23 protein-coding genes are annotated in these 21,741 nt (G+C 72.9%); 9 read left to right on the forward strand and 14 right to left on the reverse strand.

The annotated features are described in order from the left end of the window. Positions 1–133 precede the first annotated feature (133 nt). The 3 genes from D9V37_RS16665 to D9V37_RS16675 are packed head-to-tail and all read right to left on the reverse strand — an operon-like array spanning position 134 to position 3,125. Entirely contained in the window at positions 134–934 is an 801-nt protein-coding gene (locus D9V37_RS16665; protein ID WP_198412618.1) for a carbohydrate ABC transporter permease, read from the reverse strand. Continuing rightward, complete coding sequence (locus tag D9V37_RS16670; RefSeq protein ID WP_198412619.1) at positions 931–1,824, reverse strand: carbohydrate ABC transporter permease; 894 nt, start codon at positions 1,822–1,824, stop codon at positions 931–933. The genes D9V37_RS16665 and D9V37_RS16670 overlap by 4 nt, the downstream gene beginning before the upstream one ends. Further along, positions 1,821–3,125, reverse strand: coding sequence for an ABC transporter substrate-binding protein (locus D9V37_RS16675; protein WP_121807274.1), 1,305 nt, complete (start codon positions 3,123–3,125; stop codon positions 1,821–1,823). Before D9V37_RS16675 ends, D9V37_RS16670 begins: the two co-directional genes overlap by 4 nt. A 102-nt stretch (positions 3,126–3,227) precedes the next feature. On the opposite strand from D9V37_RS16675, the gene D9V37_RS16680 reads away from it, so the two are divergent. Then, the gene (locus D9V37_RS16680) at positions 3,228–4,052 is read left to right on the forward strand and encodes an LLM class flavin-dependent oxidoreductase (protein ID WP_121807275.1); all 825 of its coding nucleotides are present in this window, start codon (positions 3,228–3,230) and stop codon (positions 4,050–4,052) included. Here the strand turns inward: D9V37_RS16680 and D9V37_RS16685 are convergent. Further along, positions 4,049–4,552, reverse strand: a complete 504-nt coding sequence (locus D9V37_RS16685; RefSeq protein WP_232524965.1) for an NAD(P)H-dependent oxidoreductase — start codon at positions 4,550–4,552, stop codon at positions 4,049–4,051. The genes D9V37_RS16680 and D9V37_RS16685 overlap by 4 nt on opposite strands. Before the next feature lie 32 nt (positions 4,553–4,584). Here D9V37_RS16685 and D9V37_RS16690 point away from each other — a divergent pair, with 32 nt between their 5' ends. Beyond that, entirely contained in the window at positions 4,585–5,808 is a 1,224-nt protein-coding gene (locus tag D9V37_RS16690) for an arylsulfotransferase family protein (protein WP_121807879.1), read from the forward strand. On the opposite strand, the gene D9V37_RS16695 is transcribed toward D9V37_RS16690, so the two are convergent. The 4 genes from D9V37_RS16695 to D9V37_RS16710 are packed head-to-tail and all read right to left on the reverse strand — an operon-like array spanning position 5,784 to position 10,152. After that, positions 5,784–7,178 carry an MFS transporter gene (locus D9V37_RS16695; protein ID WP_121807277.1) on the reverse strand — a complete coding sequence of 465 codons (1,395 nt, stop codon included), beginning with the start codon at positions 7,176–7,178 and terminating at the stop codon, positions 5,784–5,786. The genes D9V37_RS16690 and D9V37_RS16695 overlap by 25 nt on opposite strands. A gap of 20 nt (positions 7,179–7,198) precedes the next feature. After that, positions 7,199–8,374: a hypothetical protein gene (locus tag D9V37_RS16700; protein ID WP_121807278.1), complete on the reverse strand. Its 1,176-nt coding sequence runs from the start codon at positions 8,372–8,374 to the stop codon at positions 7,199–7,201. Then, the gene (locus D9V37_RS16705; RefSeq protein ID WP_198412620.1) at positions 8,371–9,117 is read right to left on the reverse strand and encodes an RNA polymerase sigma factor; all 747 of its coding nucleotides are present in this window, start codon (positions 9,115–9,117) and stop codon (positions 8,371–8,373) included. The genes D9V37_RS16700 and D9V37_RS16705 overlap by 4 nt, the downstream gene beginning before the upstream one ends. 33 nt (positions 9,118–9,150) lie before the next feature. Further along, on the reverse strand, positions 9,151–10,152 hold the full coding sequence (locus D9V37_RS16710) for a hypothetical protein (protein ID WP_121807279.1): 1,002 nt from the start codon (positions 10,150–10,152) through the stop codon (positions 9,151–9,153). 74 nt (positions 10,153–10,226) lie between these two features. On the opposite strand from D9V37_RS16710, the gene D9V37_RS16715 reads away from it, so the two are divergent. From D9V37_RS16715 to D9V37_RS16725, 3 genes are all read left to right on the forward strand, one after another. Next, on the forward strand, positions 10,227–11,009 hold the full coding sequence (locus D9V37_RS16715) for a GNAT family N-acetyltransferase (RefSeq protein ID WP_121807280.1): 783 nt from the start codon (positions 10,227–10,229) through the stop codon (positions 11,007–11,009). A 10-nt stretch (positions 11,010–11,019) separates the two neighbouring features. Further along, complete coding sequence (locus tag D9V37_RS16720) at positions 11,020–12,036, forward strand: NADPH:quinone reductase (protein WP_121807881.1); 1,017 nt, start codon at positions 11,020–11,022, stop codon at positions 12,034–12,036. A gap of 107 nt (positions 12,037–12,143) precedes the next feature. Further along, a complete protein-coding gene (locus D9V37_RS16725) occupies positions 12,144–13,088 on the forward strand; it encodes a lipid kinase (RefSeq protein WP_121807281.1) in 945 nt (314 codons plus the stop codon). A gap of 108 nt (positions 13,089–13,196) precedes the next feature. Here the strand turns inward: D9V37_RS16725 and D9V37_RS16730 are convergent, their stop codons facing one another. Both D9V37_RS16730 and D9V37_RS20545 read right to left on the reverse strand, forming a co-directional pair. Beyond that, positions 13,197–13,412, reverse strand: coding sequence for a BldC family transcriptional regulator (locus D9V37_RS16730; RefSeq protein ID WP_121807282.1), 216 nt, complete (start codon positions 13,410–13,412; stop codon positions 13,197–13,199). A gap of 161 nt (positions 13,413–13,573) precedes the next feature. Beyond that, the gene (locus D9V37_RS20545; protein ID WP_198412691.1) at positions 13,574–13,777 is read right to left on the reverse strand and encodes a hypothetical protein; all 204 of its coding nucleotides are present in this window, start codon (positions 13,775–13,777) and stop codon (positions 13,574–13,576) included. Positions 13,778–13,786: 9 nt separating this feature from the next. Between D9V37_RS20545 and D9V37_RS16735 the strand changes: the two genes are divergently transcribed. Beyond that, positions 13,787–14,818 carry a Leu/Phe/Val dehydrogenase gene (locus D9V37_RS16735; protein WP_232524966.1) on the forward strand — a complete coding sequence of 344 codons (1,032 nt, stop codon included), beginning with the start codon at positions 13,787–13,789 and terminating at the stop codon, positions 14,816–14,818. A 47-nt stretch (positions 14,819–14,865) separates the two neighbouring features. Here D9V37_RS16735 and D9V37_RS16740 read toward each other — a convergent pair whose 3' ends face one another. The 3 genes from D9V37_RS16740 to purF all read right to left on the reverse strand — a co-directional run bounded on the left by D9V37_RS16740 (position 14,866) and on the right by purF (position 17,937). Then, positions 14,866–15,057 carry a DUF3073 domain-containing protein gene (locus D9V37_RS16740; protein WP_121807283.1) on the reverse strand — a complete coding sequence of 64 codons (192 nt, stop codon included), beginning with the start codon at positions 15,055–15,057 and terminating at the stop codon, positions 14,866–14,868. A gap of 232 nt (positions 15,058–15,289) precedes the next feature. After that, positions 15,290–16,363: a phosphoribosylformylglycinamidine cyclo-ligase gene (purM, locus tag D9V37_RS16745; protein WP_121807284.1), complete on the reverse strand. Its 1,074-nt coding sequence runs from the start codon at positions 16,361–16,363 to the stop codon at positions 15,290–15,292. Beyond that, positions 16,360–17,937, reverse strand: coding sequence for an amidophosphoribosyltransferase (gene purF / locus D9V37_RS16750; RefSeq protein WP_232524967.1), 1,578 nt, complete (start codon positions 17,935–17,937; stop codon positions 16,360–16,362). The genes purM and purF overlap by 4 nt, the downstream gene beginning before the upstream one ends. 22 nt (positions 17,938–17,959) lie before the next feature. Between purF and D9V37_RS16755 the strand changes: the two genes are divergently transcribed. Both D9V37_RS16755 and D9V37_RS16760 read left to right on the forward strand, forming a co-directional pair. Continuing rightward, the gene (locus D9V37_RS16755) at positions 17,960–18,388 is read left to right on the forward strand and encodes a helix-turn-helix domain-containing protein (RefSeq protein ID WP_232524968.1); all 429 of its coding nucleotides are present in this window, start codon (positions 17,960–17,962) and stop codon (positions 18,386–18,388) included. Positions 18,389–18,398: 10 nt separating this feature from the next. After that, positions 18,399–18,812 (forward strand): VOC family protein, encoded by a 414-nt coding sequence (locus D9V37_RS16760; protein ID WP_121807286.1) that lies wholly within the window; start codon positions 18,399–18,401, stop codon positions 18,810–18,812. A gap of 148 nt (positions 18,813–18,960) precedes the next feature. Here the strand turns inward: D9V37_RS16760 and D9V37_RS16765 are convergent, their stop codons facing one another. Then, positions 18,961–20,307 carry a dipeptidase gene (locus D9V37_RS16765; protein ID WP_121807884.1) on the reverse strand — a complete coding sequence of 449 codons (1,347 nt, stop codon included), beginning with the start codon at positions 20,305–20,307 and terminating at the stop codon, positions 18,961–18,963. 38 nt (positions 20,308–20,345) lie between these two features. On the opposite strand from D9V37_RS16765, the gene D9V37_RS16770 reads away from it, so the two are divergent. Next, positions 20,346–21,731: an amino acid permease gene (locus D9V37_RS16770; RefSeq protein WP_121807287.1), complete on the forward strand. Its 1,386-nt coding sequence runs from the start codon at positions 20,346–20,348 to the stop codon at positions 21,729–21,731. Positions 21,732–21,741: the final 10 nt, after the last annotated feature.

A 21,741-nucleotide genomic window follows, 5' to 3' on the forward strand; every position in this document is an offset into this window, starting at 1 on the left:
GTGAAACCGGGGTACGAATCACTGCGAACCGCCCACCGAACGACCGGGTTCGCGCGCCCGTCGCCCGATTCATCGCGACTGCACACCCATGCGCACGCCGTCGCGCGCCCTGACGCAACGACTCCCGATCCCGCTACCGCAGCCCGCTCCGGGCAAACCCCTGGACGAAGTACCGCTGGAAGACCAGGAACACCACGACCATCGGGACGACGTCGATCAGCGCGAAGGCCATGGTCGCGCCGTAGTCGGGTCCGAACTGGCCCTGCAGGTAGAGCAGCCCGATCGGCAGCGTGTAGAGCTCGTTCTGCTTCAAGGCGATCAGCGGCCAGGCGAAGTCGTTCCACGACTGCAGCAGGCTCATGAAGAACAGCACCGCGAGCAGCGGCTTCGACAGGGGCACGACGATGCGCCAGAACACCCGCCAGTGGTCGGCGCCGTCGAGGCGGGCGGCGTCCATGAGGTCGCGCGGGATGCCGCGGATCGACTGCCGGGCCAAGAACATGCCGAACGCCGAGCCCGAGGTGGGCAAGATGACGGCCCAGTAGCTGCCGTAGAGGCCGAGGCCGGTCACCAGCCGGAACAGCGCCACCATGATGACCTGCACGGGCAGCACCAGGGTGCCCAGTCCCAGCACGAACAGCACGCCGGAGCCGCGGAAGCGCAGCTGGGCGAACGCGTATCCGGCCAGCATGTTGCACAGCACGGTGACCACCGCGACGGTGAGCGCGATGGCCACCGAGTTGCCGAACCAGGTGCCCACAGGGAACTGCGCGACCCGGTGGAAGTTGTCCGTGGTCAGGTGTCGCGGCCACAGCCGCAGCCGACCGGCCGCCAGCTCGCGGCGGCTCGAGAGCGCCACCACGACCATCCAGTACAGCGGGAAGGCGACGACCGCGCTGACCAGCGTCGCGGCCACCACGCGCAGCGCCTTCACGACTCCACGTCCCCACCGCGCGAGGCGCGCCACTGCACGGCGGTGAAGGCCAAGGTGAGCACGAGGAGCACGACGCCGATCGCGGCGCCGTAGCCCTGGTCGCGCTGCGAGAACCCCGTCTCGTAGGCGTAGGTCACCAGCACCGACGTCGCGTCGCCCGGGCCGCCGCCGGTCATGACGAAGACGATGTCGAAGACCTGGAAGGAGTAGATGACGTTGATGACCACCAGGAAGCCGGTCGAGGGGGCGAGCAGCGGGACGGTGACGTGGCGCAGCCGCTGCCACCAGCCGGCCCCGTCGAGGGCCGCGGCCTCCTGCAGCAGCGGGTCGAGCGCCTGCAGGCCGGTCAGGTAGATCAGCATGTTGAACCCGACCCGCCACCACAGCGTCACGACCACCACCGAGACGAACGCGGCGACGCCGCCGGACTGCCAGTGCACGGCGTGCAGGCCGAGCGAGCGCAGCCCGGCGTTGACGATGCCGCGGTCCTGGTCGAAGACCAGCAGCCCGGTCAGCGCGGTAGCCACACCGGACACGGCCATCGGCAGGATTAGCACCGAGCGGAACAGCGCACGCAGCGGCAGCGCGGAGTCCAGCAGCAGCGCGACGCCCAGCCCCAGCAACATCGACAGCGGGGTGACCAGCACCGTGAACAGGACCGTGTTGGCGGCCGCCCGCCAGAAGCGAGCGTCGGTGAGCAGCCGGCCGTAGTTGCGCAGGCCGACGAAGCCGCCCTCGCCGAAGCCGTTGGTGTGCTGCAGGCTGATCAGCAGCGCCCAGCCCAGCGGCACGAACACGAACAGGCCCAGCAGCAGCACCGTCGGTGAGAGGAAGGCGTACGCCGTCCGCGTCTCGGCGGACCGGGCCCGCGGCAGCGCCGCACCGCTCACGCGGCGAGGGCCTTGGCGATGCCGGAGGTCATGCCGCTCAGCGCGGCCGCCGTGGCCTGGTCGCCGACGAAGGTCTGCTCGAGCTGGTCCTGCAGCACCGAGATGATGCCCGACATCGACGGCGAGGCGACCTGCCCGGAGTCCGAGGCTCGCACCACGCCGGCCTGGCCGAGGAAGACCCGCGACAGGTCGGGACGCACCTGGAACCGGATGCCCTTGGCGACCAGGTCACGGCGGGTCGGCAGCAGCGAGGCCCGCTCGCAGAACGCGCGCATCTGGTCCTCGCCGGTCACGTGGGCCAAGAAGCTGGCGGCCAAGCCCGGCCGCTTCGTCTTGGCCGTGGCCACCAGCGCGTTGCCGCCGAAGTCGCCACCGCCGCGCACGTCACGCGGCGCGGGCGAGGCGCCCCACTCGAAGTCGACCGCGGAGTCGGCGTCGGGCAGCTGGAACGCGCCGCCGAACGAGAGCGGCACCGTGCCGCCGTACCAGAGGTCCGCGGCCAGGGTCGTGGACTTCACCGAGTTGTTCGGCGGCACCAGCTTGTCGGGGAACAGGGCGCGGGTGAAGTCGACGGCCGCGGTGCCGGCCGCCGACTGGATCGCCGGCTGGGAGAGGTCGGCGGACAAGAAGCGGCCGTCGGCCTGGAAGAGCCAGCTCAACCAGCGGGTGACGCCGTTGCCCTGCCAGTTCACGGCCAGCGGGTACTGCGACGCCGGCAGCGCCGTCCGCAGCTTGCGCAGCACCTGCTCGAGCTGCTGCCAGGTCCACGCCTGGTCGGCCCGGGTGGGCACGTCGGTGACGCCGACGTCGGCCAGCGCCTTTTTGTTGTAGAGCAGCACCGAGGTGTCGGTGTGGTGCGGCACCCCGTACGGCTTGGCCTTGCGCTGCACGGCAGCCCACGCCTGCGGGGTGAACCGGTCGGAGAACCCCGAGGGCAGGTGGCTGCTGAGGTCGAGCAGCTGGCCGCGGCCTGCGTAGGCACCGAACGTGTAGTACGGCACCCGGAACACGTCGGGCGGGTTGCCGGCCTGCAGCTGTGCGTCGATGTTGGTGAACATCTGCTCGTACGGCACCGCGTTGAGCTCCACGCGCGCACCGCCGTGGGCCTTCTCGAAGGCCGCGATGGTGGTCCGGAAGCCGGCCAGCTCGGCATCGGTGCCCCAGGTGGTGAACCGCAGGGTGTCCTTCGCCGAGTCCGAGCTCGACGGCGCGAAGCCGCACCCGGCCAGTCCCGCGGCCGATCCCGCGGACAGCCCCGCAGCGCCCGCCCCCGCCAACACCGCACGCCTGCTCAGCCCCATGGACGCCCACGCTGGTCGCTGCGAGGGGGCCTGTATCCACCCGCAGGGGTTCTCGTGGACGCCCGGCGATGAGTTCGCGGCTGCGGCAGAGTCCTTCCTGCCATGACCGACCAGCCGAGCCGTCCGCGTCCGATCCGCTTCGGGGTAGTGACCCCCGTGGCGCCCGAGGTGGGTGCCTGGCGCGACGAGGTGCGCCGCATCGCCGACTGGGGCTATGAGGTCGTCCTCGTGCCCGACGTGCCGGGATGGCAGCCGGCCCCGGCGGTGACCCTGGCCGCGGCGGCCATGCTGGCCGACGTCCGGGTGGGCACCTGGGTCTACGCCGCGCCGGTGCGGCCGGCGTTCGTCACCGCCTGGGAGGCGCACTCGCTCACGCAGCTGACCGAGGGCCGCTTCGAGCTCGGCCTCGGCACCGGCCGCCCCGGGATCGGCGAGCACCTGGTCGAGCTGGGCATCCCCGACGTCGCGCCGGCCGACCGGGTCACCCGGATCCGCGAGGTGGTCGAGGCGCTGCGCGACCTCGACGGCGACGACCTGCGGACGCCGGTGGCGATGGCGGTCAGCGGTCCGAGGTCGACCGCGTTGGCCGCCGAGATCGCCGACACGGTGAACTTCGCCATCGCGCCCGGCGAGGGGCCCGAGGCGCTGGAGCGGCGCGTGCGGGAGTTCACCTCCGAGCGCGACCCGGAGCTGGCGCTGCACATCTCGATCGTCGGCGACACCGTCGCCCCGTTCATGGCCGGTCCCGGCACCGACCCGGTCGCGCTGCGCGAGCAGCGCTCCTACCTGGTGCTCCCCGCCGACCCCGCGGCGGCCGCCGAGGAGATCCTCCGCCGCCGCGAGACCCTCGGCTTCAGCTACATCGTCTGCGGCAGCAACTCGGCCGCGACGCTCGCCCCGGTCGTCGCCGAGCTGGCCGGTCGCTAACGGCGCAGCAGCGCCTCCACGACGGGCTTGGTGGCGGCGAGCCAGTCGGCGTACGCCGCCGGGTCGTCGTGGTCGCGGTCGATCACGTAGAGCCCGCGACCGGGGATCGTGGCGCCGAGCTCGGCCAGCACCGGCCGCAGCGTCAGCTCGGGGGCCAGCGAGTGCGCGGGGCTGCCGCCGAGCATGAGGGGCACCGCCACGCCGCGCAGCCCGGTGCCGCCGGCGAAGCGGTCGAGGAAGAGCTTGAGCAGGCCGGTGTAGGCGGCCTTGTAGGTCGGGCTCGCCACGACCACCAGGTCGGCCTCGCCCACCTGGGCGACCAGGTCGGCGACACCCTCGTCGCTCCAGTCGAGCAGGCGCGCGCCGAGCGTGGCGAGGTCGACGACCAGGTCGGGCTCGGCGACCAGCTCCCGGGCGACGTGGCTGGCGGCGGCGAGCGTCCGGCTGGCCGGCTTGGGATTGCCGACGACGACGGCGGTCCGAAGGAGGGGCTGGGTCACCCGCCGGAGCATAGTCGACTAACGTGATCGACATGCATCAGAAATCTCGTCGCGGACTCATCGGCACTGCCGTCGCGGCGCTCGCGCTCACCGGCACCGGGGTCGCCCACCCCGCTGAAGCAGCCCAGCCTGCTCGGGCGGCCCAGCGACCGCCATCGCCCCTGACCACCGCGGTCGGCCGGCCCACCGGCGCCGGCGACGTCTTCGTCACCCCGACCTCCAGCGCGCCCGGCTTCGTCAACGGCGCGCAGATCATCGACAAGCGCGGCCGCACCGTGTGGTTCCACCGGGCCGCCGCGGGCACCGTCGACGCCGACTTCCGCTCCCAGACGCTGCACGGCGAGCGGGTGCTGACCTTCTGGGAGGGCACCGGTCTCGGCGGCCTGGCCGACGGCACCGACTACGTCTACGACCGCCACCACAAGCTGATCGCCAAGGTCCACGCCGGGCGTCACCTGACCACCGACGGCCACGAGTTCCTGCTCAACGACGACGGCACCGCGTGGGTGCTCTCCTACGACCGCTCGACGGCCGACCTGTCCGCCATCGGCGGCTCCGATCATCAAGCCGTCATCAACGGCATCGTGCGCAAGGTCGACATCCGCACCGGCCGGGTGCTCTTCAGCTGGAACAGCGCCCGGCACATCCGCTACAGCGAGTCCTACCAGCCGCTGCCGGCATCGGCCGACACCCCGTGGGACTGGTTCCACGTCAACGCCGTCCACCTCGACCGCGGCGGCCGGCTGCTGGTCGACGCTCGCAACACCTGGGCCGCCTACCGGCTCGACCGGCACACCGGACGCGTGCTGTGGCGTCTCGGCGGGAAGCGCTCCACCTTCCGGCTCACCGCCGCCCGCGGTCAGCAGCTCAACCGCGGCGGCGCCATCGTCGCCTGGCAGCACGACGTGAACGCCGTCGGTGCGAACCGCTACACCTTCTTCGACAACGAGTCGGCCGGCACCGCCAACACCGGCCAGGACGCCGACTCCGAGCTCGACCGCAGCCGCACGGTGACCGTCCGGCTGTTCCCGAAGCACCACGTGGCGCGGCTGGTGGCCTCGAACGACCAGCCCGACCACCTGCTGGCCTCCTCGCAGGGCAACGCCCAGCGGCTGGCCAAGGGCCGCACCTTCGTCGGCTGGGGCAACCTGAACGAGGTCTCGGAGTTCGACCGCCGCGGCCGGCTGCTGTGGCACGCGCGCTTCCCGACCGGGGTGAACTCCTACCGGGCCTACCTGCTGCCCTGGAAGGCCTGATCCGCGGCGGCGCCGGGACCGTGGGGGCCCGGCGCCGTCCGGGGGGCGACGACGGCACCGAGCACCGCCAGCACCACCACGACGCCGAGCACCAGCGTCAGCCCGAGACCCCGGGGGTCGACGGCCGCGATGACCGCCCCGCCGGCGCCGATGAAGACCGCCTGGGAGAGCTGGTCGGTCAGCTGCGCGGCCGCCGAGTGGTAGCCGACGTCGCTGGTCGCCGAGGCCTGCAGCAGCAGGTAGGACAACGACGAGAACGCCAGCCCCATCCCCAGTCCGGCCACGCCCCACAGCGGCAGCGACACCCAGGCCGGACCGGCCTGCGGTGCCGCGACCACCAGTCCGCCCGCACCGGCGGCGATGCCGAGGAAGCCGAGACGCACGAGCGTGCCGCGGCCGACGTCGGGGTGGCGGGCCTGCCAGGCCGCCGAGGCCGACCAGCCCAACGAGCCCACGATCAGCGGAACCCCGGCGGCCGCGAGCGACCAGCCGTGCTGGGCGGTGAGCAGCAGCGGCAGGTAGGCGTTGACGGTGAAGAACGCACCGGCCACGAGACCGCGCGCCGCCACCACCGCCGGCGCACCCGCCCGCGCCCGCGCCGTGCCCGTCGGCCAGAGCCGGGCCACCGAGGGCACCAGCACGACGAGACCGACGACCACCACCGCCAACCCGGTGAGCGTCGGCCGCTCCCCGGCCCAGCTCAGCGCGGCCACGCCCGCCGCAGCGCCGAGCGCGGCCACCACCGGGGCCCGACGCCCCGCGTCCTGCGGCTGCGCCTCGTCCGGGCCGCGCACCAGTGAGCGCACCGCCGGCAGCACCAGCGCCGTGGCCAGCACCACCAGCGGCAGCAGGCCGAGGAACACCACGTGCCACGACCACCGCTCGGTGACCCAGCCCGAGATCGGCGGACCGAGCAGCGACGGCACCACCCAGGCCGAGGAGATCAGGCCGAACACCGCCGGCTGCACCCGCGCGGGGTAGACCTCCGCGATGAGCACGTACACCGCCACTCCGAGCACGCCGGAACCCAGGCCCTGCAGCACCCGCCCGCCCAGCAGCTGAGTCATCGTGTCGGCGGTGCCGGCCACCACCAGCCCCACCCCGAACGTCGCGGGTGCGACCAGCAGCGCACGACCAGGACCGCGGGCGTCGCACCAGCGCCCGCCGAGCACCGTGCCCACCACGTTGGCGGCGACGAAGGAGACGAACGGCCAGGCGTAGGACGACACCGACCCCAGGTCGGCGATGAGCGCCGGCATCGCGGTGCTGACGCCCATCGCCTCGAAGGCGACCAGGCTGATGAGCAGCACGATGCCGACCGTGACCTCGCGGCGCCCCGGGGCGAGCAGCTCCTGCCGTACCCCGCTCACACCCTCACTGTGTCACCGCATCAGGGGCGCTGCACGACGACGGTGGTACGCGACGCGGTGTGACGCCGGCTGGGCGGGAGCATCACGACGTAGCGCACGCGCTGCTTGGTCGCAGGCACGGTGAAGGCGACCGTGCCGTCGGCGGCCAGCCGGGTGCGTGCCACCGTCACCAGCTCGCCGTCCTGCCGGGTCGCCAGCGTCACCAGGTCGCCGGGGTAGCCGCCGTCACCGTCGACCACGAGCGTCGCCTGCTTCGTGGCCACGGAGGTCGTCACCGAGAGCAGCGGGTGCATCGCCACCCGCCAGGTCAGGCTGTGCACGCTGCCCGAACGGAACCGGAAGTACGACGTCCGATCCAGCGGCAGGGAGCTCACGGTGACCTGACCGTCGGCCCCCGACACCGCGGTCGAGACCCGCGCCCAGTGCCGGTCGAAGCGCTGCTCGAGCACCACGCGCTGCGCCGGGTTGGGTGTCGCACCGCTGGTCATCACCTGGGCGGTCAACCGGACACGCGCGCCGACGTCGGCCCGGTGGGCGGTGGCGGTGATGCCGACCCCGGTGACCACGGGCGTAACGCCGGCGCTGGGGCTGGTGGTCGGGCTGCCCGACGGGCCGGCGCTCGCGGAGCCGGTCGGGGCGACCGGGATCGTCGGCGAGCTCAGCGGATCGGGTGAGGGCGAGGGCACCACGTCCGACGGCGTGGCGCTGGGCCGGTGCGAACGGTGCGGGCGCGACTCGTGGCCGGCGCGGTGACTGGGCGAGGTGGTCGGCCGCGGCGTCAGGGCGGTGGCCGACGGGCGGTGGGTCGTCGCACCGCCGGCGGCACCGCTCGAAGTCGGCGGGGTGGTCTCCGGCGTGGCCTCGGGCGCGCCGATCACGTGGTGCGCGAACGTCTGGATCGGGTCGGGCAGCGAGCCGGTGTACGCCGCGGCGACCCCGCCGGTCGCCAGCGCGATGACGCAGCCCGCCGCTGCACCGATGGCCACGCGCCGGGGTGCGCGGGAGTGGAGCGCGACCACCGGTGCGGGCTCGCCGACGTCGTCCACGCGGTCGGGCCGGCTCTGCCGGAACATCGCCCGGTAGCGCTCCTCGTCGGCCAGCTCGGCTTGCGTGCCAGGTGCCTGCAGCGCCCGCATCAGGTCCTCCTGCTGCTCATCGGTGGTCGGGTTCGTCTCGTCGTCGGGTGGCAGCGTCACCAACCCACCTCCCGCCCCGGTGGGGCCTCGGGACTCTCCCGGAGCCCCTTGGCCAGGGCGCGCAGCGCCCGGTGGACGGTGACCCGGACGGTGCCGGGCTTCTTCCCCAGCAGCCGGGCGACGTCGGCGACGTCGAGGCCCGCCACCACCCGCAGCACCACCATCTCGGCCTGCAGGGCCGGCAGCGTGGCCACCAGCCGCAACGCCCGTGCGGTCGCCTCGCGCTCGTCGACCTCGTGCTCGGCGCTGGGCGCGACGCCGGTCTCGGGCATGGCCGCGTCGTCGGCGCCCAGCACCAGGCGTGGACGGCGGTCACGGGCCCGCGCCTGGTCGACCGCACGGTGCCGGGCGATGGTGAACAGCCAGGCCCGGAACTCCGGGACGCCACCGCTGAAGCCGGCCAGCCCGCGCACCACGTGCATCCAGGTGTCGGCGGCGAGGTCCTCGGGAGCGTCGTCGCCGCGCACCGTCAGGTAGCGCAGCAGCGGCGGGTGCAGCGCCCGCCAGACCTCGGCGAACCCCTGCTCGTCCCCTGCGCGCGCAGCGGCCAGCGCCGACTCCAGGTCGTGCCGTCCTCCCCACGAGGCCTCGACCGCGTCCTGGCCCAGGTGCTGGCCGGACTCCTGGCCGGACTCCTGACAGGTCCCCTCGTCGGGCTCCTGCACGACCTCACGGGTCCGAGGCAGTGAGGCCTCGGACCCGTGGGGCGCCGTTCGGTGGTCGCGCTCGGTCAGCGCGGTCACCTCCGCAGGATGAGTACTGATGGGACTGGGCGGCTAGTTCACCACGGTCCCGCTGGTGCTGGCCGCGTAGCGCTGGTTGCCGTCGAAGGCGAGGCGGTACGCGGTGCCCGGGGACTGCGGTCGGCGGAACTGGACGACACCGCGCGAGCCGGTGCGGTGGGTGGCCACCTCGACCCAGGTCGTCGAGCCCGCCGCGTGGGTCCACAGGCTCACGCGGGTCGAGCGGACGGCGTGGCCGCCACTGCGCAGCTGACCACTGACCACGAACCGCTGGTGGGCGCCGTCGCGGCCCCGGATCGACAGCGACGTCGCGGCCTGCTGGCGCACGTGCACCCGCACGGTGCCGCTGTGCGAGGGCCGGAAGACCTGGCTGCCCAGGTACTGCAGCCGGTACGCCGTGGTGCGGCCGGGGCGGACGTGGAACGCGATGCCGCCGTGGGCGCCGGTGCGGGCGATGTTGACGAAGTGCCAGCCGCTCTGCCCGGACCGGTGACCCAGGAGCAGCACCTGACGGTTCGGCAGCCCGACGCGGCCCGAGCGCAGGTGCCCGCGGACGATGGCGGTGCCGTTGGGCCCGATGGCCCGCTTCGTGGCGCGGACCGAGAGCGTGGTGCCCAGGCGGTGGGCGTGGTGGGTCTTCTCGCTGACCACGACCCGCACGGTGCCGCTGCTGCTCGGGCGCGCGTCGGTGGCGCCGTCGTAGTGCCAGCGGTAGAGGGTGGTCACATCGGGCGTCACCTGCAGCGAGACACCGCCGTTGGTCCCCGCGACGCTGGTGCCCACCGGCGCGTAGCCGGAGGTGCCGGGCGTGTGCGCCTCCAGGCTCACCGTGCGGCCGGCCCCCGAGCCGCCGGCCACGGCGAGGTCGCCGGTGATGGTGTCGGTGCCACCGGGCTGCACCGTGGCCTGCAGGCTCCGGATCGAGATCGACGTCGCGGCCAGGTCGTCGGCGTGCGCCGGTGCGCTGACCAGCGCGCCCGCCGTGGCCGCGGTCAGGGCGACGGCGGCGCCGCCCAGTCTCCACAGATTTCTCATGTCCTCGCTCCTTCGCGGGGTCGTGTCCTGCCACCTAGAGCGCCCCGGTCGACCCATGCGTTACAGATGGACGCATGGACCAGCGATCGGCCTATCTCGCCGCCTACGACGAGCAGCTGCGCGGGGCGGCGGAGATCCCGAACGCCGTCTCGACGACCCGGCTGGGACCGCTGTACCTCGCCCGCTTCCGCAGCGGCCGAGGCTTCGTGGGCTACCGCGACCTCGCCGGCGCCGACGCGGCGACCATCGCCGGGTGGGTGGGCGAGGTCGTCGAGCACTTCGCCGACCCGCCGGTCAACGACCTGGAGTGGAAGACCCGCGGCCACGACGACGCACCCGGCCTGCACGACGCGCTGCTCGCGCACGGGTTCGTCCCCGAGGAGCAGGAGTCGGTCATGGTCGGGGAGGCCCGACTCCTGACCGAGGCGGTCGAGCTGCCCGCCGGCGTGAGGCTGCGCGCCGTCACCGAGGAGGGCGACGTCCGCGCCGCGAGCGCCGTGGCCGACCGGATCTTCGGCGACCCGGTCTCGACCCACCGGGCCGACAGCGTTCTGCGGAGCCTGGCCGGCGGCTCGCAGCTGTGGGTGGCCGAGGCCGACGGGGAGATCGTCTCCACCGGCCGCATCGAGCCGGTGCCCGGCACCGAGTTCGCCGGTCTGTGGGGCGGGGTCACCGTTCCGCAGTGGCGCGGCCGCGGCGTCTACCGGGCGCTGACCGCGGCCCGCGCCCGGGCGGCCCTCGACCTGGGCAAGCGGCTCCTCAACAGCGACTCCACGCAGTTCTCCCGCCCCATCCTCGAGCGGTCCGGCCTGGTCAAGGTCACCACGACCACGCCCTACCAGCGCGGCGCGTCATAGCGTGGGGCTCATGCGAGCAGCCGTGTACCGAGAGACCGGGGACGCCGACGTCGTGGAGCTGGTCGAGCGCGAGCCGGGCGAGCCCGGGCCCGGTGAGGTCCGGGTGCGGGTGGTCCGCTCCGGCGTCAACCCCACCGACTGGAAGATCCGGGCCGGGCTGAGCGGCTCGATGGCGGCCGAGGAGGTCGTGCCCAACCAGGACGGCGCCGGCGTCGTCGACGCCGTCGGTGAGGGCGTCGACCTCACCGTCGGCGACCGCGTCGGCATCATCCTCGCCGCCTACCAGCGGCCCACCGGCACCGCCCAGGAGCAGACCGTGGTCCCCGCCGAGCGGGTGTTCGTGCTGCCCGAGGGCGCGAGCTTCGACGTCGGCGCCGACGTCGGCGTGCCCGCACTGACCGCCCATCGCGCGCTGACGACGTCCGAGGGTGGGCCCGAGCGGCTCTCCCCCGGCGCGCTGGCGGGCCGCACCGTGCTGGTCGCCGGCGGTGCGGGGGCCGTGGGCAACGCCGCCATCCAGCTCGCCCGCTGGGCCGGCGCCACGGTGATCACCACCGTCAGCGGGCCCGAGAAGGCGGAGCTGGCCACCGCCGCGGGCGCGCACCACGTGCTGAACTACCGCACCGAGGACGTCGTCGCCGAGGTCCGTCGCGTCGCGCCCGACGGCGCCGACGTCGTCGTGGAGGTCTCGCCGGCGCAGAACCTCGCGCTGGACCTGCAGCTGCTGCGCACCGCCGGCACCATCGCGATCTACGCCAACAACGGCGGCGACGAGGTGCCGCTGAAGATCCGCGAGACGTTCGCGACCAACGCCCGGTTCCAGTTCGTCTTCCTCTACACCGTGCCGCCGGCCGCGCTGCGCGCCGGGATGGACGACGTCGTGGCCGCGATCGCCGACGGCGGCTTCGGCGTCGGCGAGGAGCACGGGCTGCCGCTGCTTCACTTCTCCTTGGAGCAGACCGCCGAGGCGCACCGGGCGGTCGAGGACGGCGCGGTCGGCAAGGTCCTCATCGACGTGGCACCCTGACACGCCCACGACACCTGCTCGGCGGTGACCGCGAGGACGCGATCCCACCGTCGCGCACCAGCGCTCGCTCAGCGGCCTCTCAGTGCCACTGGCTACTGTCGAGCGACATGCTGCACGCCTCCGACGCCCGCCGGGTCGCCGTCGTCCTCAACGCCGGATCGCGCCGCGGTGCCGCCAGCACCGCGCAGGTGCGCCGGCTGCTGGCCGACAGCCCCTTCGCCGACCTCAGCGTCGACGAGGTGAGCGACCCCCGCCGGCTGCCCGACGTCATCGCCGAGCGGGTGGGCCAGCAGGTCGACCTGCTGGTGGTGGGCGGCGGCGACGGCACCATCAGCTGCGCCGCCGACCACGTGGCCGGCACCGCGGTCACCTTGGGCGTCCTGCCGCTGGGCACCGCCAACGACTTCGCCCGCACGCTGCAGCTGCCTACGGACCTGGGCTCGGCGGTCCACACGCTGGTGGCGGGCAAGGTGGTCGACGTCGACCTCGGGCGCGTCGACGGACGGGCCTTCCTCAACGTGGCCTCGGTCGGGCTGTCGGTGGGCGTCACCGAGCGGCTGACCCCGGGGCTGAAGAAGCGGCTCGGGCCGCTGGCCTACCCCGTGGCCACGCTGGCGGCCTACCGCCACCACGAGCCGTTCACCGCACGCCTGGAGTTCCCCGACGGCGACCATGAGCCCCGCGAGCTCACCGATCTGCTCCAGGTGGCCGTCGGCAACGGCCGCCACTACGGCGGCGGCAACGCGGTCTCGCCGACCGCCTCGCTCGACGACCACCTGCTCGACGTCTACGCGGTCGTGCGCGGCCGGTTGCGCGACCACCTGCGGATCGTGGGTGGCCTCAAGGACGGCCGGCTGGTCGAGCACGAGCAGGTCGCGCACGTGACCACCCGCCGCGTGCGGGTCGTCACCGACCCGCCGCTGCCGGTCAACCTCGACGGTGAGGTCGCCGCGCTCACGCCGGCCGAGTTCGCCGTCGAGCGCAACGCGGTGCACGTCGTGGTGCCGCTGGCCACCGACACGGTCCGCCTCGACGGCGAGCGCGCCGGCTGATGGCCGGCGGCCGGCCCACCCGGGGCTGGACACGCGGACCGAAACGTCTCAGGGACCCGGCACCATCGTCGGTGCCGAGCCCCTGAGGCGTTGAGCCGTGGTCGGCCTTCAGGCCTGACGGCGGTCGCGCTGCTGCGGGATGACGCCACCCAGCAGCTGCTTGACCTCGGACTCCAGGTAGCGCCGGTGTCCACCCAGCGTGCGGATCGACGTCAGCTTGCCGGCCTTGGCCCAGCGGGTCACGGTCTTCGGGTCGACCCGGAAGAGCGCGGCCACCTCGGCCGGAGTGAGCAGAGTTTCTGAATCATCAGGACGCACAACCATGATGCGGCCCCCCTTTGGTGTGGTTGCTTCGGTTAACGGGCTTCGGCGGCTCCCCAACCGCTTCGGCTTGCCTAGAGTGTGCCACTCCCTGGCGGAGATGGAAACCCCTAACTTCACGATATTTGCGGACAAACGCTCAGGGCAGTCCGTCCGGACTGCTCCTAGACTGTCCAGACCTGGGCGATGAAGGCGTACACGCCGGGAATCGTCACCACTGCGCCGTGCGTCCGCTCTCGCGCGACCCGGCCCCCGACGACGACCTGGATCGAGGCGCCACCATGTCCGGCCACGACGAGCAGTCGAATCGCCCCATTCGTCACATCGATCACACCGATGCCACCCTGTTCGGTCTTTTCGAGGACCACGAGCAGGTCGTGTTCTCCCAATCGAGGCGCTCGGGGCTGCAGGTGATCGTCGCGATCCACTCCACCGCGCGCGGGCCGGCCCTGGGTGGCACCCGCTTCTTCGACTACCCCGGCGGCGAGGCCGAGGCGGTCCGCGACGCCCTCGCGCTCTCGCGCGGGATGACCTACAAGGCCGCGCTTGCCGGTCTAGACCTTGGGGGCGGCAAAGCGGTGATCCTCGGCGATCCACCGGTGGCGAAGACCGCGCCGCTGCTGCGCGACTACGGCGCCTTCGTGGAGTCGCTGGGCGGGCGCTACATCACCGCCTGCGACGTCGGGACGTCCTCGCCCGACATGGACGTCATCGCCGGTGAGACCAGGTTCGTCACCGGACGGGCGGGCGACAGCTCGGTGCTCACGGCCTACGGGGTCCACTGCGGCATGCGGGCCGCGGCCGAGGCGGCGTGGGGCGAGCCGTCGCTGGCCGGGCGCACCGTCGGGGTGGCCGGCGTCGGCAAGGTGGGCGGCCATCTGGTCGACCTGCTGATCGAGGACGGCGCGCGGGTGGTCGTCACCGACGTCCACCGGCCCGCCGTCGAGGCCCTGCTCACCGCGCACCCCGAGGTCGGGGTGGTCGACTCCGAGCGGGCCCTGGTGGCCGCCGAGCTCGACGTCTACGCCCCGTGCGCGATGGGGGGCGCTCTGAGCGACGACGTCGTGGCGGCGCTGCGGGCGCGGGTGGTGTGCGGGGCCGCCAACAACCAGCTGGCCCACGCCGGCGTGGCGCAGCGGCTCGCCGAGCGCGGGATCCTCTACGCCCCGGACTACTGCGTCAACGCCGGCGGACTGATCCAGGTCGCCGACGAGCTCGACGGCCTCGACCTCGACCGCGCTCGCTCGCGGGCCGCCCTGATCTACGACACCACCCGCGAGGTGCTGCGCATCGCCGAGCAGGAGTCGATCCCGCCCGCGCTCGCCGCCGACCGACTGGCCGAGCAGCGCATCGCGCACGGACCGGGTCTACCCGCCTCCGCACCGGCATCTGGACCGGGGCAGGGCTGAGCCGCCGAGGAGGCGGCTAGCGCCACCCCGTCCCCGCCGTGGAGGGGTCAGTCGGAACGACGGGAATAGTCGGACCACTCGTCGTGACCGTCGAGCTCCTCCTCGGAGTCGACGTCGGCGGCATGATCCTCACCCCCGTGAAGCTCACGAGCCAGGGCGCCGAAGTCCGTCTCGTGAGTGCGGTACTTCAGATCCCTGGCGACCTTGGTCTGCTTCGCCTTTGCACGGCCGCGCCCCATAGGGTCCGACCCCCTCGCAGAATCGGCCGGCGTCGCCCCGGTTGTACAACCGAAACCCGCCGGTCAGGTGTCCAGTCTCTTCGTGCCCCCAAAGATACCTGCCCGGGCCCAGGTTCTGCACGTCTGGTCCCGGCGTGGACACCCGTGATCTTCGACGGAAACGACGGACTCGGGCGCTCGGCCCGTCACCCGCGGCGATCTCAGAGGTGGCCGACGGCCGGTTGGCCGGGCCTCAGCGGTGCTCGCCGACGAGCCGGACGGTGCCGGCCTCCTCGGCGGTGGCGGGCAGCACCTCGCCGGCCACCCACGCGTCGACACCGTGGGCGGCCAGGGTGGCGAGCACGGCCTCGGAGTCGGCGTCGGGGCAGATCGCGACCATGCCGACGCCGCAGTTCAAGGTGCGCTCGAGGTCGTCGACGGCGACGTCGCCGGCCCGGCGGACCAGGTCGAAGACCGCCGGCAGCTCCCAGGTGGACCGGTCGAGCACGACACGCACCGCCTCGGGCAGCACCCGCTCGAGGTTGGCGGCGAGACCACCACCGGTGATGTGCGACATGGCGTGGGTGCGGGTGTTGCGGGCCAGGTCCAGGCAGGCCTTGGCGTAGATCCGGGTGGGTTCGAGCAGCTCCTCGCCGAGACTGCGACCGAGCTCCTCGACGTGCTGCTCGAGCTCGAAGCCGCCCCGGTCCAGCAGCACGTGGCGCACCAGCGAGTAGCCGTTGGAGTGCAGGCCCGAGGAGGCCATGGCCACGACGACGTCGCCGGGACGTACCAGCCCGGGGCCCAGGAGCGAGCCCGCCTCGACGACGCCGGTGGTGGAGCCGGCCACGTCGTACTCGTCGACCCCCAGCAGCCCGGGGTGCTCGGCGGTCTCGCCGCCGATGAGCGCGCACCCCGCCTCCAGGCACGCCTCGGCGATGCCCTTGACGATGGCCGCGATGCGCTCGGGGACGACCCGGCCGGTGGCGATGTAGTCGGTGAGGAAGAGCGGCTCGGCGCCGCAGACGACCAGGTCGTCGACCAGCATGCCGACCAGGTCGAAGCCGATGGTGTCGTGCTTGTCCAGCGCCTGCGCGATCGCGACCTTGGTGCCGACCCCGTCGGCCGAGGTGGCCAGCACCGGCTGGTCGTAGGCCTTGAGCGCCGAGGCGTCGAAGAGCCCGGCGAAGCCGCCGATGCCGCCGAGCACCTCGGGGCGGCGGGTCTTCTCGACCCAAACCTTCATCAGGTCGACGGCGGCGTCGCCGGCGGCGATGGAGACGCCGGCGGACTCGTAGCTGGCGCCGCCGGCCGCAGTGGTGCTCACGGTCGCTCGAGGGCGTCCGCGGCGCCCGCACCGGCCAGCGAGGCCGAGAGGCCGTCGACGTCGAGGGTCGCCGGCATCTGCTCGGGGAAGCTCTCCAGCAGGTGCTTGCCCAGGTGTTCAGGCTCGGGCAGCGCGACGGGGTAGACGCCGTCGAAGCAGGCCCGGCACAGGTCGTCGGCGGGCACCGTGGTGGCCTCGACCAGGTCGTCGAGGCCGATGTAGCCCAGGCTGTCGGCGCCTATCGAGGAGCAGATCTCGTCGTTGGACAGGCCGTTGGCGATCAGCTCGGCGCGGGTGGCGAAGTCGATGCCGTAGAAGCAGGGCCACTTCACCGGCGGCGAGGAGATGCGCACGTGCACCTCGCGGGCGCCCGCCTCACGCAGCATCCGGATCAGCGCGCGCTGGGTGTTGCCGCGCACGATGGAGTCGTCCACGACGACCAGCCGCTTGCCCTCGATGACGTCGCGCAGCGGGTTGAGCTTCAGCCGGATGCCGAGCTGGCGGATGGTCTGGCTGGGCTGGATGAAGGTGCGCCCGACGTAGGAGTTCTTGACCAGGCCGGTGCCGTAGGGGATGCCGGAGGCCTCGGCGTAGCCGATGGCCGACGGGGTGCCCGACTCCGGCACCGGGATCACCAGGTCGGCCTCGGCCGGGAAGGCCCTGGCCAGCTTGCGGCCGATCTCCACCCGGACGCTGTGCACCCGCTGGTTGGAGATGCGGGTGTCGGGCCGCGCGAGGTAGACGAACTCGAACAGGCAGCCCTTGGGTGCGGCCTCCGCGAAGCGCCGGGTGCGCAGCCCGTCCTCGTCGACCGCGACCAGCTCGCCGGGCTCCACCTCGCGGACGTAGGAGGCGCCGACGATGTCCAGCGCCGCGGTCTCCGAGGCGACCACCCAGCCGCGCTCGAGCCGGCCGAGCACGAGCGGCCGGATGCCCTGGGGGTCGCGGGCGGCGTAGAGCGTGGTCTCGTCCATCCACACGAAGGAGAACGCGCCGCGCAGCTGCGGCAGCACCTCGATGGCGCGCTCCTCCAGCGAGGTGTCGGGGTGGTGGGCCAGGAGCGCGGTGACCAGACTGGTGTCGTTGGTGGAGTGCTCGAGCTTGCGGGCGTGGATGTCGAGCTCCCCGGTGCCGCTGGGTAGCCGCTTGACCATGCGCAGCAGGTCGGAGGTGTTGGTCAGGTTGCCGTTGTGGCCCAGCGCGATGGAGCCCTCGGCGGTGGGCCGGAAGGTCGGCTGGGCGTTCTGCCAGGTGCTGGCGCCGGTGGTGGAGTAGCGCGCGTGGCCGACGGCCACGTGTCCCTTCAGCGCCTCCAGCGTCGACTCGTCGAAGACCTGGGAGACCAGGCCCATGTCCTTGTAGACCAGGATCTGGCGGCCGTTGCTCACCGCGATCCCGGCCGACTCCTGGCCGCGGTGCTGCAGCGCGTAGATGCCGTAGTAGGTCAGCTTGGCGACGTCCTCGCCGGGGGCCCAGACGCCGAAGACGCCGCACGCGTCCTGGGGTCCGCGGTCGTGGGGGTCGATCTCGTGGGTCAGGCGGCCGTCTCCGCGACGGCGATGGCTGTCCGGCACGTATTCATCGTACGGTCCGGGAGTGCCATCGGCCCAACTGAACCGCGCGATGCTCACGGTGCGGGACGCCCTCGACACGCGGTACGCCGAACCGCTCGACATCGCGACGCTGGCCCGTCTGGTCCACGTGTCGCCCGAGCACCTCATCCGCAGCTTCAAGTCCGTGTTCGCCGAGACGCCGCACCGCTACCTCCAGCGGCGCCGCGTGGAGCGGGCGATGTTCTGGCTGCGCACCACCGACCGGCCGGTGACACAGGTCTGCCTCGACGTCGGGTTCGAGAGCCTGGGCACGTTCACCCGTACGTTCCGGGCGGTGGTCGGTGAGACCCCGACCGCCTACCGCCGCCGCGGGCCGCTGCCGCCGGCGCCCGGCTGCGTGACGCGGGCGTGGACGCGGCCGGCGTCGTACGCGTCAGTTTCGGAGAAGCCGGAGGGGGCCCGCGTCTCCTAGCGTCACGGCCATGCCGATCACATCGAACCGACTCTCGTCCATCTTCGTCCTCGACCACCCTCAGGCACTCGACTTCTACTGCGGCGTCCTCGGCCTGGAGGTCGGCACCGACGCCGACCTCGGGTTCATGCGCTGGCTGACCGTGATGGCTCCCGGGGACACCAAGGAGATCCTGCTCGAGCTGCCCGGCCCACCCGCCCACGACCCCGGCACCGCCGAGGAGGTCCGCAGCCTGGTCAGCAAAGGCGCCGGTGGTGGCTGGCTGGCCTTCACCTCCGACGACGTGGACGGCCTGCACCAGGAGCTCGTCGCGCAGGGGGTCGAGGTCACCGACCCCCCGCAGACGCGCGACTACGGACGCGACTTCGGCATCCGCGACCCGTTCGGCAACGCGATCCGGATCGGCCAGATGCCGCTTCCCTGACCTCGCCGCCCGACGGTCCGTTCGCACGGGGCCCCGGCCCGGGCGCGACCCGACGGGGTGCGTTCGTGGGCTGGACGCCCCCGCGGTGGGGTGGTGCAGCACGTTCTTCATGGCCCAGAGCGCCTCGGACCACGAGGAACGTTCTGGACTACGCGTCGCCGAGGCGTTGGAGCAGTAGGGCCTCGGCGACCAGGACCTTCTCGAACTCGGGTAGGTGGAGGCCCTCGTTGGCGCCGTGGGCACGGGTGTCGGGGTCCTCGACGCCGGTCACCAGCACGCTGGCTTGGGGGAAGGTCTCCAAGAACTCGGCGATGAACGGGATGGAACCGCCCACGCCCATGTCGACCGGGTCGGTGCCGTCCCAGGCGTCGCGGAAGGCGCCGCGGGCGACGTCGTAGGCGGGGCCGGTGGCCTCGATCCGGGTGGCCTCGCCGGTGTCGACGACGGTGACGTCGAGGTGCGCGCCCCACGGCACATGGGTCTCGAGGTGGCGACGCAGGCAGGCCAGCGCGTTGTCGGTCGTGTCGCCGGGTGCCACGCGCAGCGAGAGCCGTGCGCGGGCGGCCGGCACGAGCGTGTTGCTGGCTCCGGCGACCTTCGGCGCGTCCAGGCCGGTGATGGTGAGCGCGGGCTGGGTCCACAGCCGCTCGACCGCGGAGCCGTGGCCGACCCACTGCAGCCCCTCCAGGGCCCCGGACTCGGCGCGCAGCCGCTCCTCGGGGTAGTCGACGTCGGCCGCCGGTCCGGCGACCAGGCCCTCGACGGCCAGCCCGCCGGCCTCGTCGTAGAGCGAGTCGAGCAACCGCACCAGGGCCATGAGCGCATCGGGCGCGAGGCCGCCCCACATCCCCGAGTGCACGGCGTGGTCGAGGGTGCGCACCTCGACGTCGACGCGGACCAGCCCGCGCAGGCTGGTGGTGAGCGCCGGGACGCCGATGTCCCAGTTGCCGGAGTCGGCGATGACGATGACGTCCGCGGCCAGCTCGTCGCGGTGCTCGCGCAGCAGCTCGACCAGGGTCTCGGAGCCCACCTCCTCCTCGCCCTCGATGAAGACGACCAGGTTGACCGGCAGGTCGTCGCCGAGGACGCGCGCGGCCGCCAGGTGCGTGATGACGCCGGCCTTGTCGTCGGCGGCGCCGCGGCCGTAGAGACGATCGCCCCGCTCGGTGGGCTCGAAGGGCGGGGAGTCCCAGTCGGCGTGGTCGTTCTCGGGCTGGACGTCGTGGTGGGCGTAGAGCAGCACCGTCGGGGCCCCCTCGGGGCCGGCCTTGCGGGCGATGACCGCCGGCGGCCCGGACTCGCCGATGCGGGCGATGGTGGCGTCGAACCCCTCGGCCGCGAACAGGTCGCGGACCGCCTCGGCGCTGCGCTCGACCTCCCCGGCGCGCGCCGGGTCGGCGCTGACGGACTCGATCCGCACCAGGTCCTCCAGGTCGGAGCGGAGGGCGGGCAGCAGCTCGCGTACGCGGTCGCGGATCTGAACCTCGGTGTCCATGATGTCCACCCTAGGACCGGGCGGAGTACGGTCGCGCGATGGCTACCGACACCCCGACCGACAGCGAGGCCGAAGCAGCGGCGCCCGCGCTCGGCGACTCGCTCAAGCCGCGTCACATCACGATGATCTCGATCGCCGGGGTGATCGGCGCCGGGTTGTTCGTCGGCTCGGCCACCGCGATCGAGAAGGCCGGTCCGGCGGTGCTGATCTCCTACCTCCTGGCCGGGACGCTGGTGGTGATGGTGATGCGGATGCTCGGCGAGATGGCCACCGCGAACCCCGACACCGGCTCGTTCTCCGTCTACGCCGAGCGGGCGCTGGGGCGCTGGGCCGGCTTCACCGTCGGCTGGCTGTACTGGTGGTTCTGGGTGCTGGTCATCCCGGTGGAGGCGACGGCCGCGGCCACGATCCTGCACGACTGGATCGGGGCGCCGCAGTGGACCTGGGCGCTCGCGGTGACGGTGCTGCTGACCGTCACCAACCTGGTCAGCGTGGGCAACTACGGCGAGTTCGAGTTCTGGTTCGCCCTCATCAAGGTCGTGGCGATCGTCGCCTTCATCCTCATCGGCGTCGCCGCCATCCTCGGCGTCTTCCCAGGCTCCGACGTCAGCGGCGTGCGGCACCTGTGGCAGCCCGACGGCTTCATGCCCCACGGGTTCGGGGCGGTGATCGCCGGGATGCTGGTGACGATGTTCTCCTTCATGGGCACCGAGATCGTCACCATCGCCGCGGCGGAGTCCCCCGACCCGGAGAAGGGCATCCGCAAGGCGGTCAACTCCATCATCTGGCGGATCTCGATCTTCTACCTCGGTTCGATCCTGGTCGTGGTCGCTCTCGTGCCCTACGACCGGCTGCCCGACGGCAGCTACCAGACGGTGCTGCAGGCCATCGGCATCCCGGGCTCGGGACCGTTGATGGACGTCGTCATCCTCACCGCCGTGGCCTCCTGCCTGAACTCCGCGCTCTACACCGCCTCGCGGATGCTGTTCTCGCTGGGCAAGCGCCACGACGCGCCGCAGGCCGTCCGGCGGCTGACCGGCAACGGCGTGCCGTGGGTGGCGGTGCTCGCCTCGATGGTGGTCGGCTTCCTGGCCGTGCTCGGCAACTACGTGCTGCCGGACAAGATCTTCACCTACCTGCTGGCCACCAGCGGTGCCGTCGCGCTGTTCGTCTACCTCACCATCGCCGTCAGCCAGCTGGTGCTGGGCCGTCGGATGCGCGCCGAGGGCGAGGAGGTCGCCGTACGCATGTGGGCGTTCCCCTACCTCACCGGCGTCGTCATCGCGTTCATCGTCGTCGTGCTGGTGCTCATGGCCTTCGACCACGACCAGCAGCAGGCGATCGGGCTGTCGGTGGTGTCGGCGATCGTGGTCGTGGCCGCCGCGCTGGTGGTGCAGCACCGCCATCGCGTCGACGCTGGGTAGCGTGAGCGGC

Origin of the sequence: Nocardioides mangrovicus (assembly GCF_003674065.1) — a bacterium.
Taxonomy (GTDB): domain Bacteria; phylum Actinomycetota; class Actinomycetes; order Propionibacteriales; family Nocardioidaceae; genus Marmoricola; species Marmoricola mangrovicus.

Excerpts from the sequence above, each read along its gene's own strand:
- D9V37_RS16675 (WP_121807274.1), bottom strand. The coding sequence starts at position 3,125 with ATGGGGCTGAGCAGGCGTGCGGTGTTGGCGGGGGCGGGCGCTGCGGGG.
- D9V37_RS16730 (WP_121807282.1), bottom strand. The coding sequence starts at position 13,412 with ATGGTTGTGCGTCCTGATGATTCAGAAACTCTGCTCACTCCGGCCGAG.
- D9V37_RS16725 (WP_121807281.1), top strand. The coding sequence starts at position 12,144 with ATGCTGCACGCCTCCGACGCCCGCCGGGTCGCCGTCGTCCTCAACGCC.
- D9V37_RS16760 (WP_121807286.1), top strand. The coding sequence starts at position 18,399 with ATGCCGATCACATCGAACCGACTCTCGTCCATCTTCGTCCTCGACCAC.
- D9V37_RS16710 (WP_121807279.1), bottom strand. The coding sequence starts at position 10,152 with ATGAGAAATCTGTGGAGACTGGGCGGCGCCGCCGTCGCCCTGACCGCG.
- D9V37_RS16715 (WP_121807280.1), top strand. The coding sequence starts at position 10,227 with ATGGACCAGCGATCGGCCTATCTCGCCGCCTACGACGAGCAGCTGCGC.
- D9V37_RS16720 (WP_121807881.1), top strand. The coding sequence starts at position 11,020 with ATGCGAGCAGCCGTGTACCGAGAGACCGGGGACGCCGACGTCGTGGAG.
- D9V37_RS16770 (WP_121807287.1), top strand. The coding sequence starts at position 20,346 with ATGGCTACCGACACCCCGACCGACAGCGAGGCCGAAGCAGCGGCGCCC.
- D9V37_RS16690 (WP_121807879.1), top strand. The coding sequence starts at position 4,585 with ATGCATCAGAAATCTCGTCGCGGACTCATCGGCACTGCCGTCGCGGCG.
- D9V37_RS16740 (WP_121807283.1), bottom strand. The coding sequence starts at position 15,057 with ATGGGGCGCGGCCGTGCAAAGGCGAAGCAGACCAAGGTCGCCAGGGAT.
- D9V37_RS16680 (WP_121807275.1), top strand. The coding sequence starts at position 3,228 with ATGACCGACCAGCCGAGCCGTCCGCGTCCGATCCGCTTCGGGGTAGTG.
- D9V37_RS16765 (WP_121807884.1), bottom strand. The coding sequence starts at position 20,307 with ATGGACACCGAGGTTCAGATCCGCGACCGCGTACGCGAGCTGCTGCCC.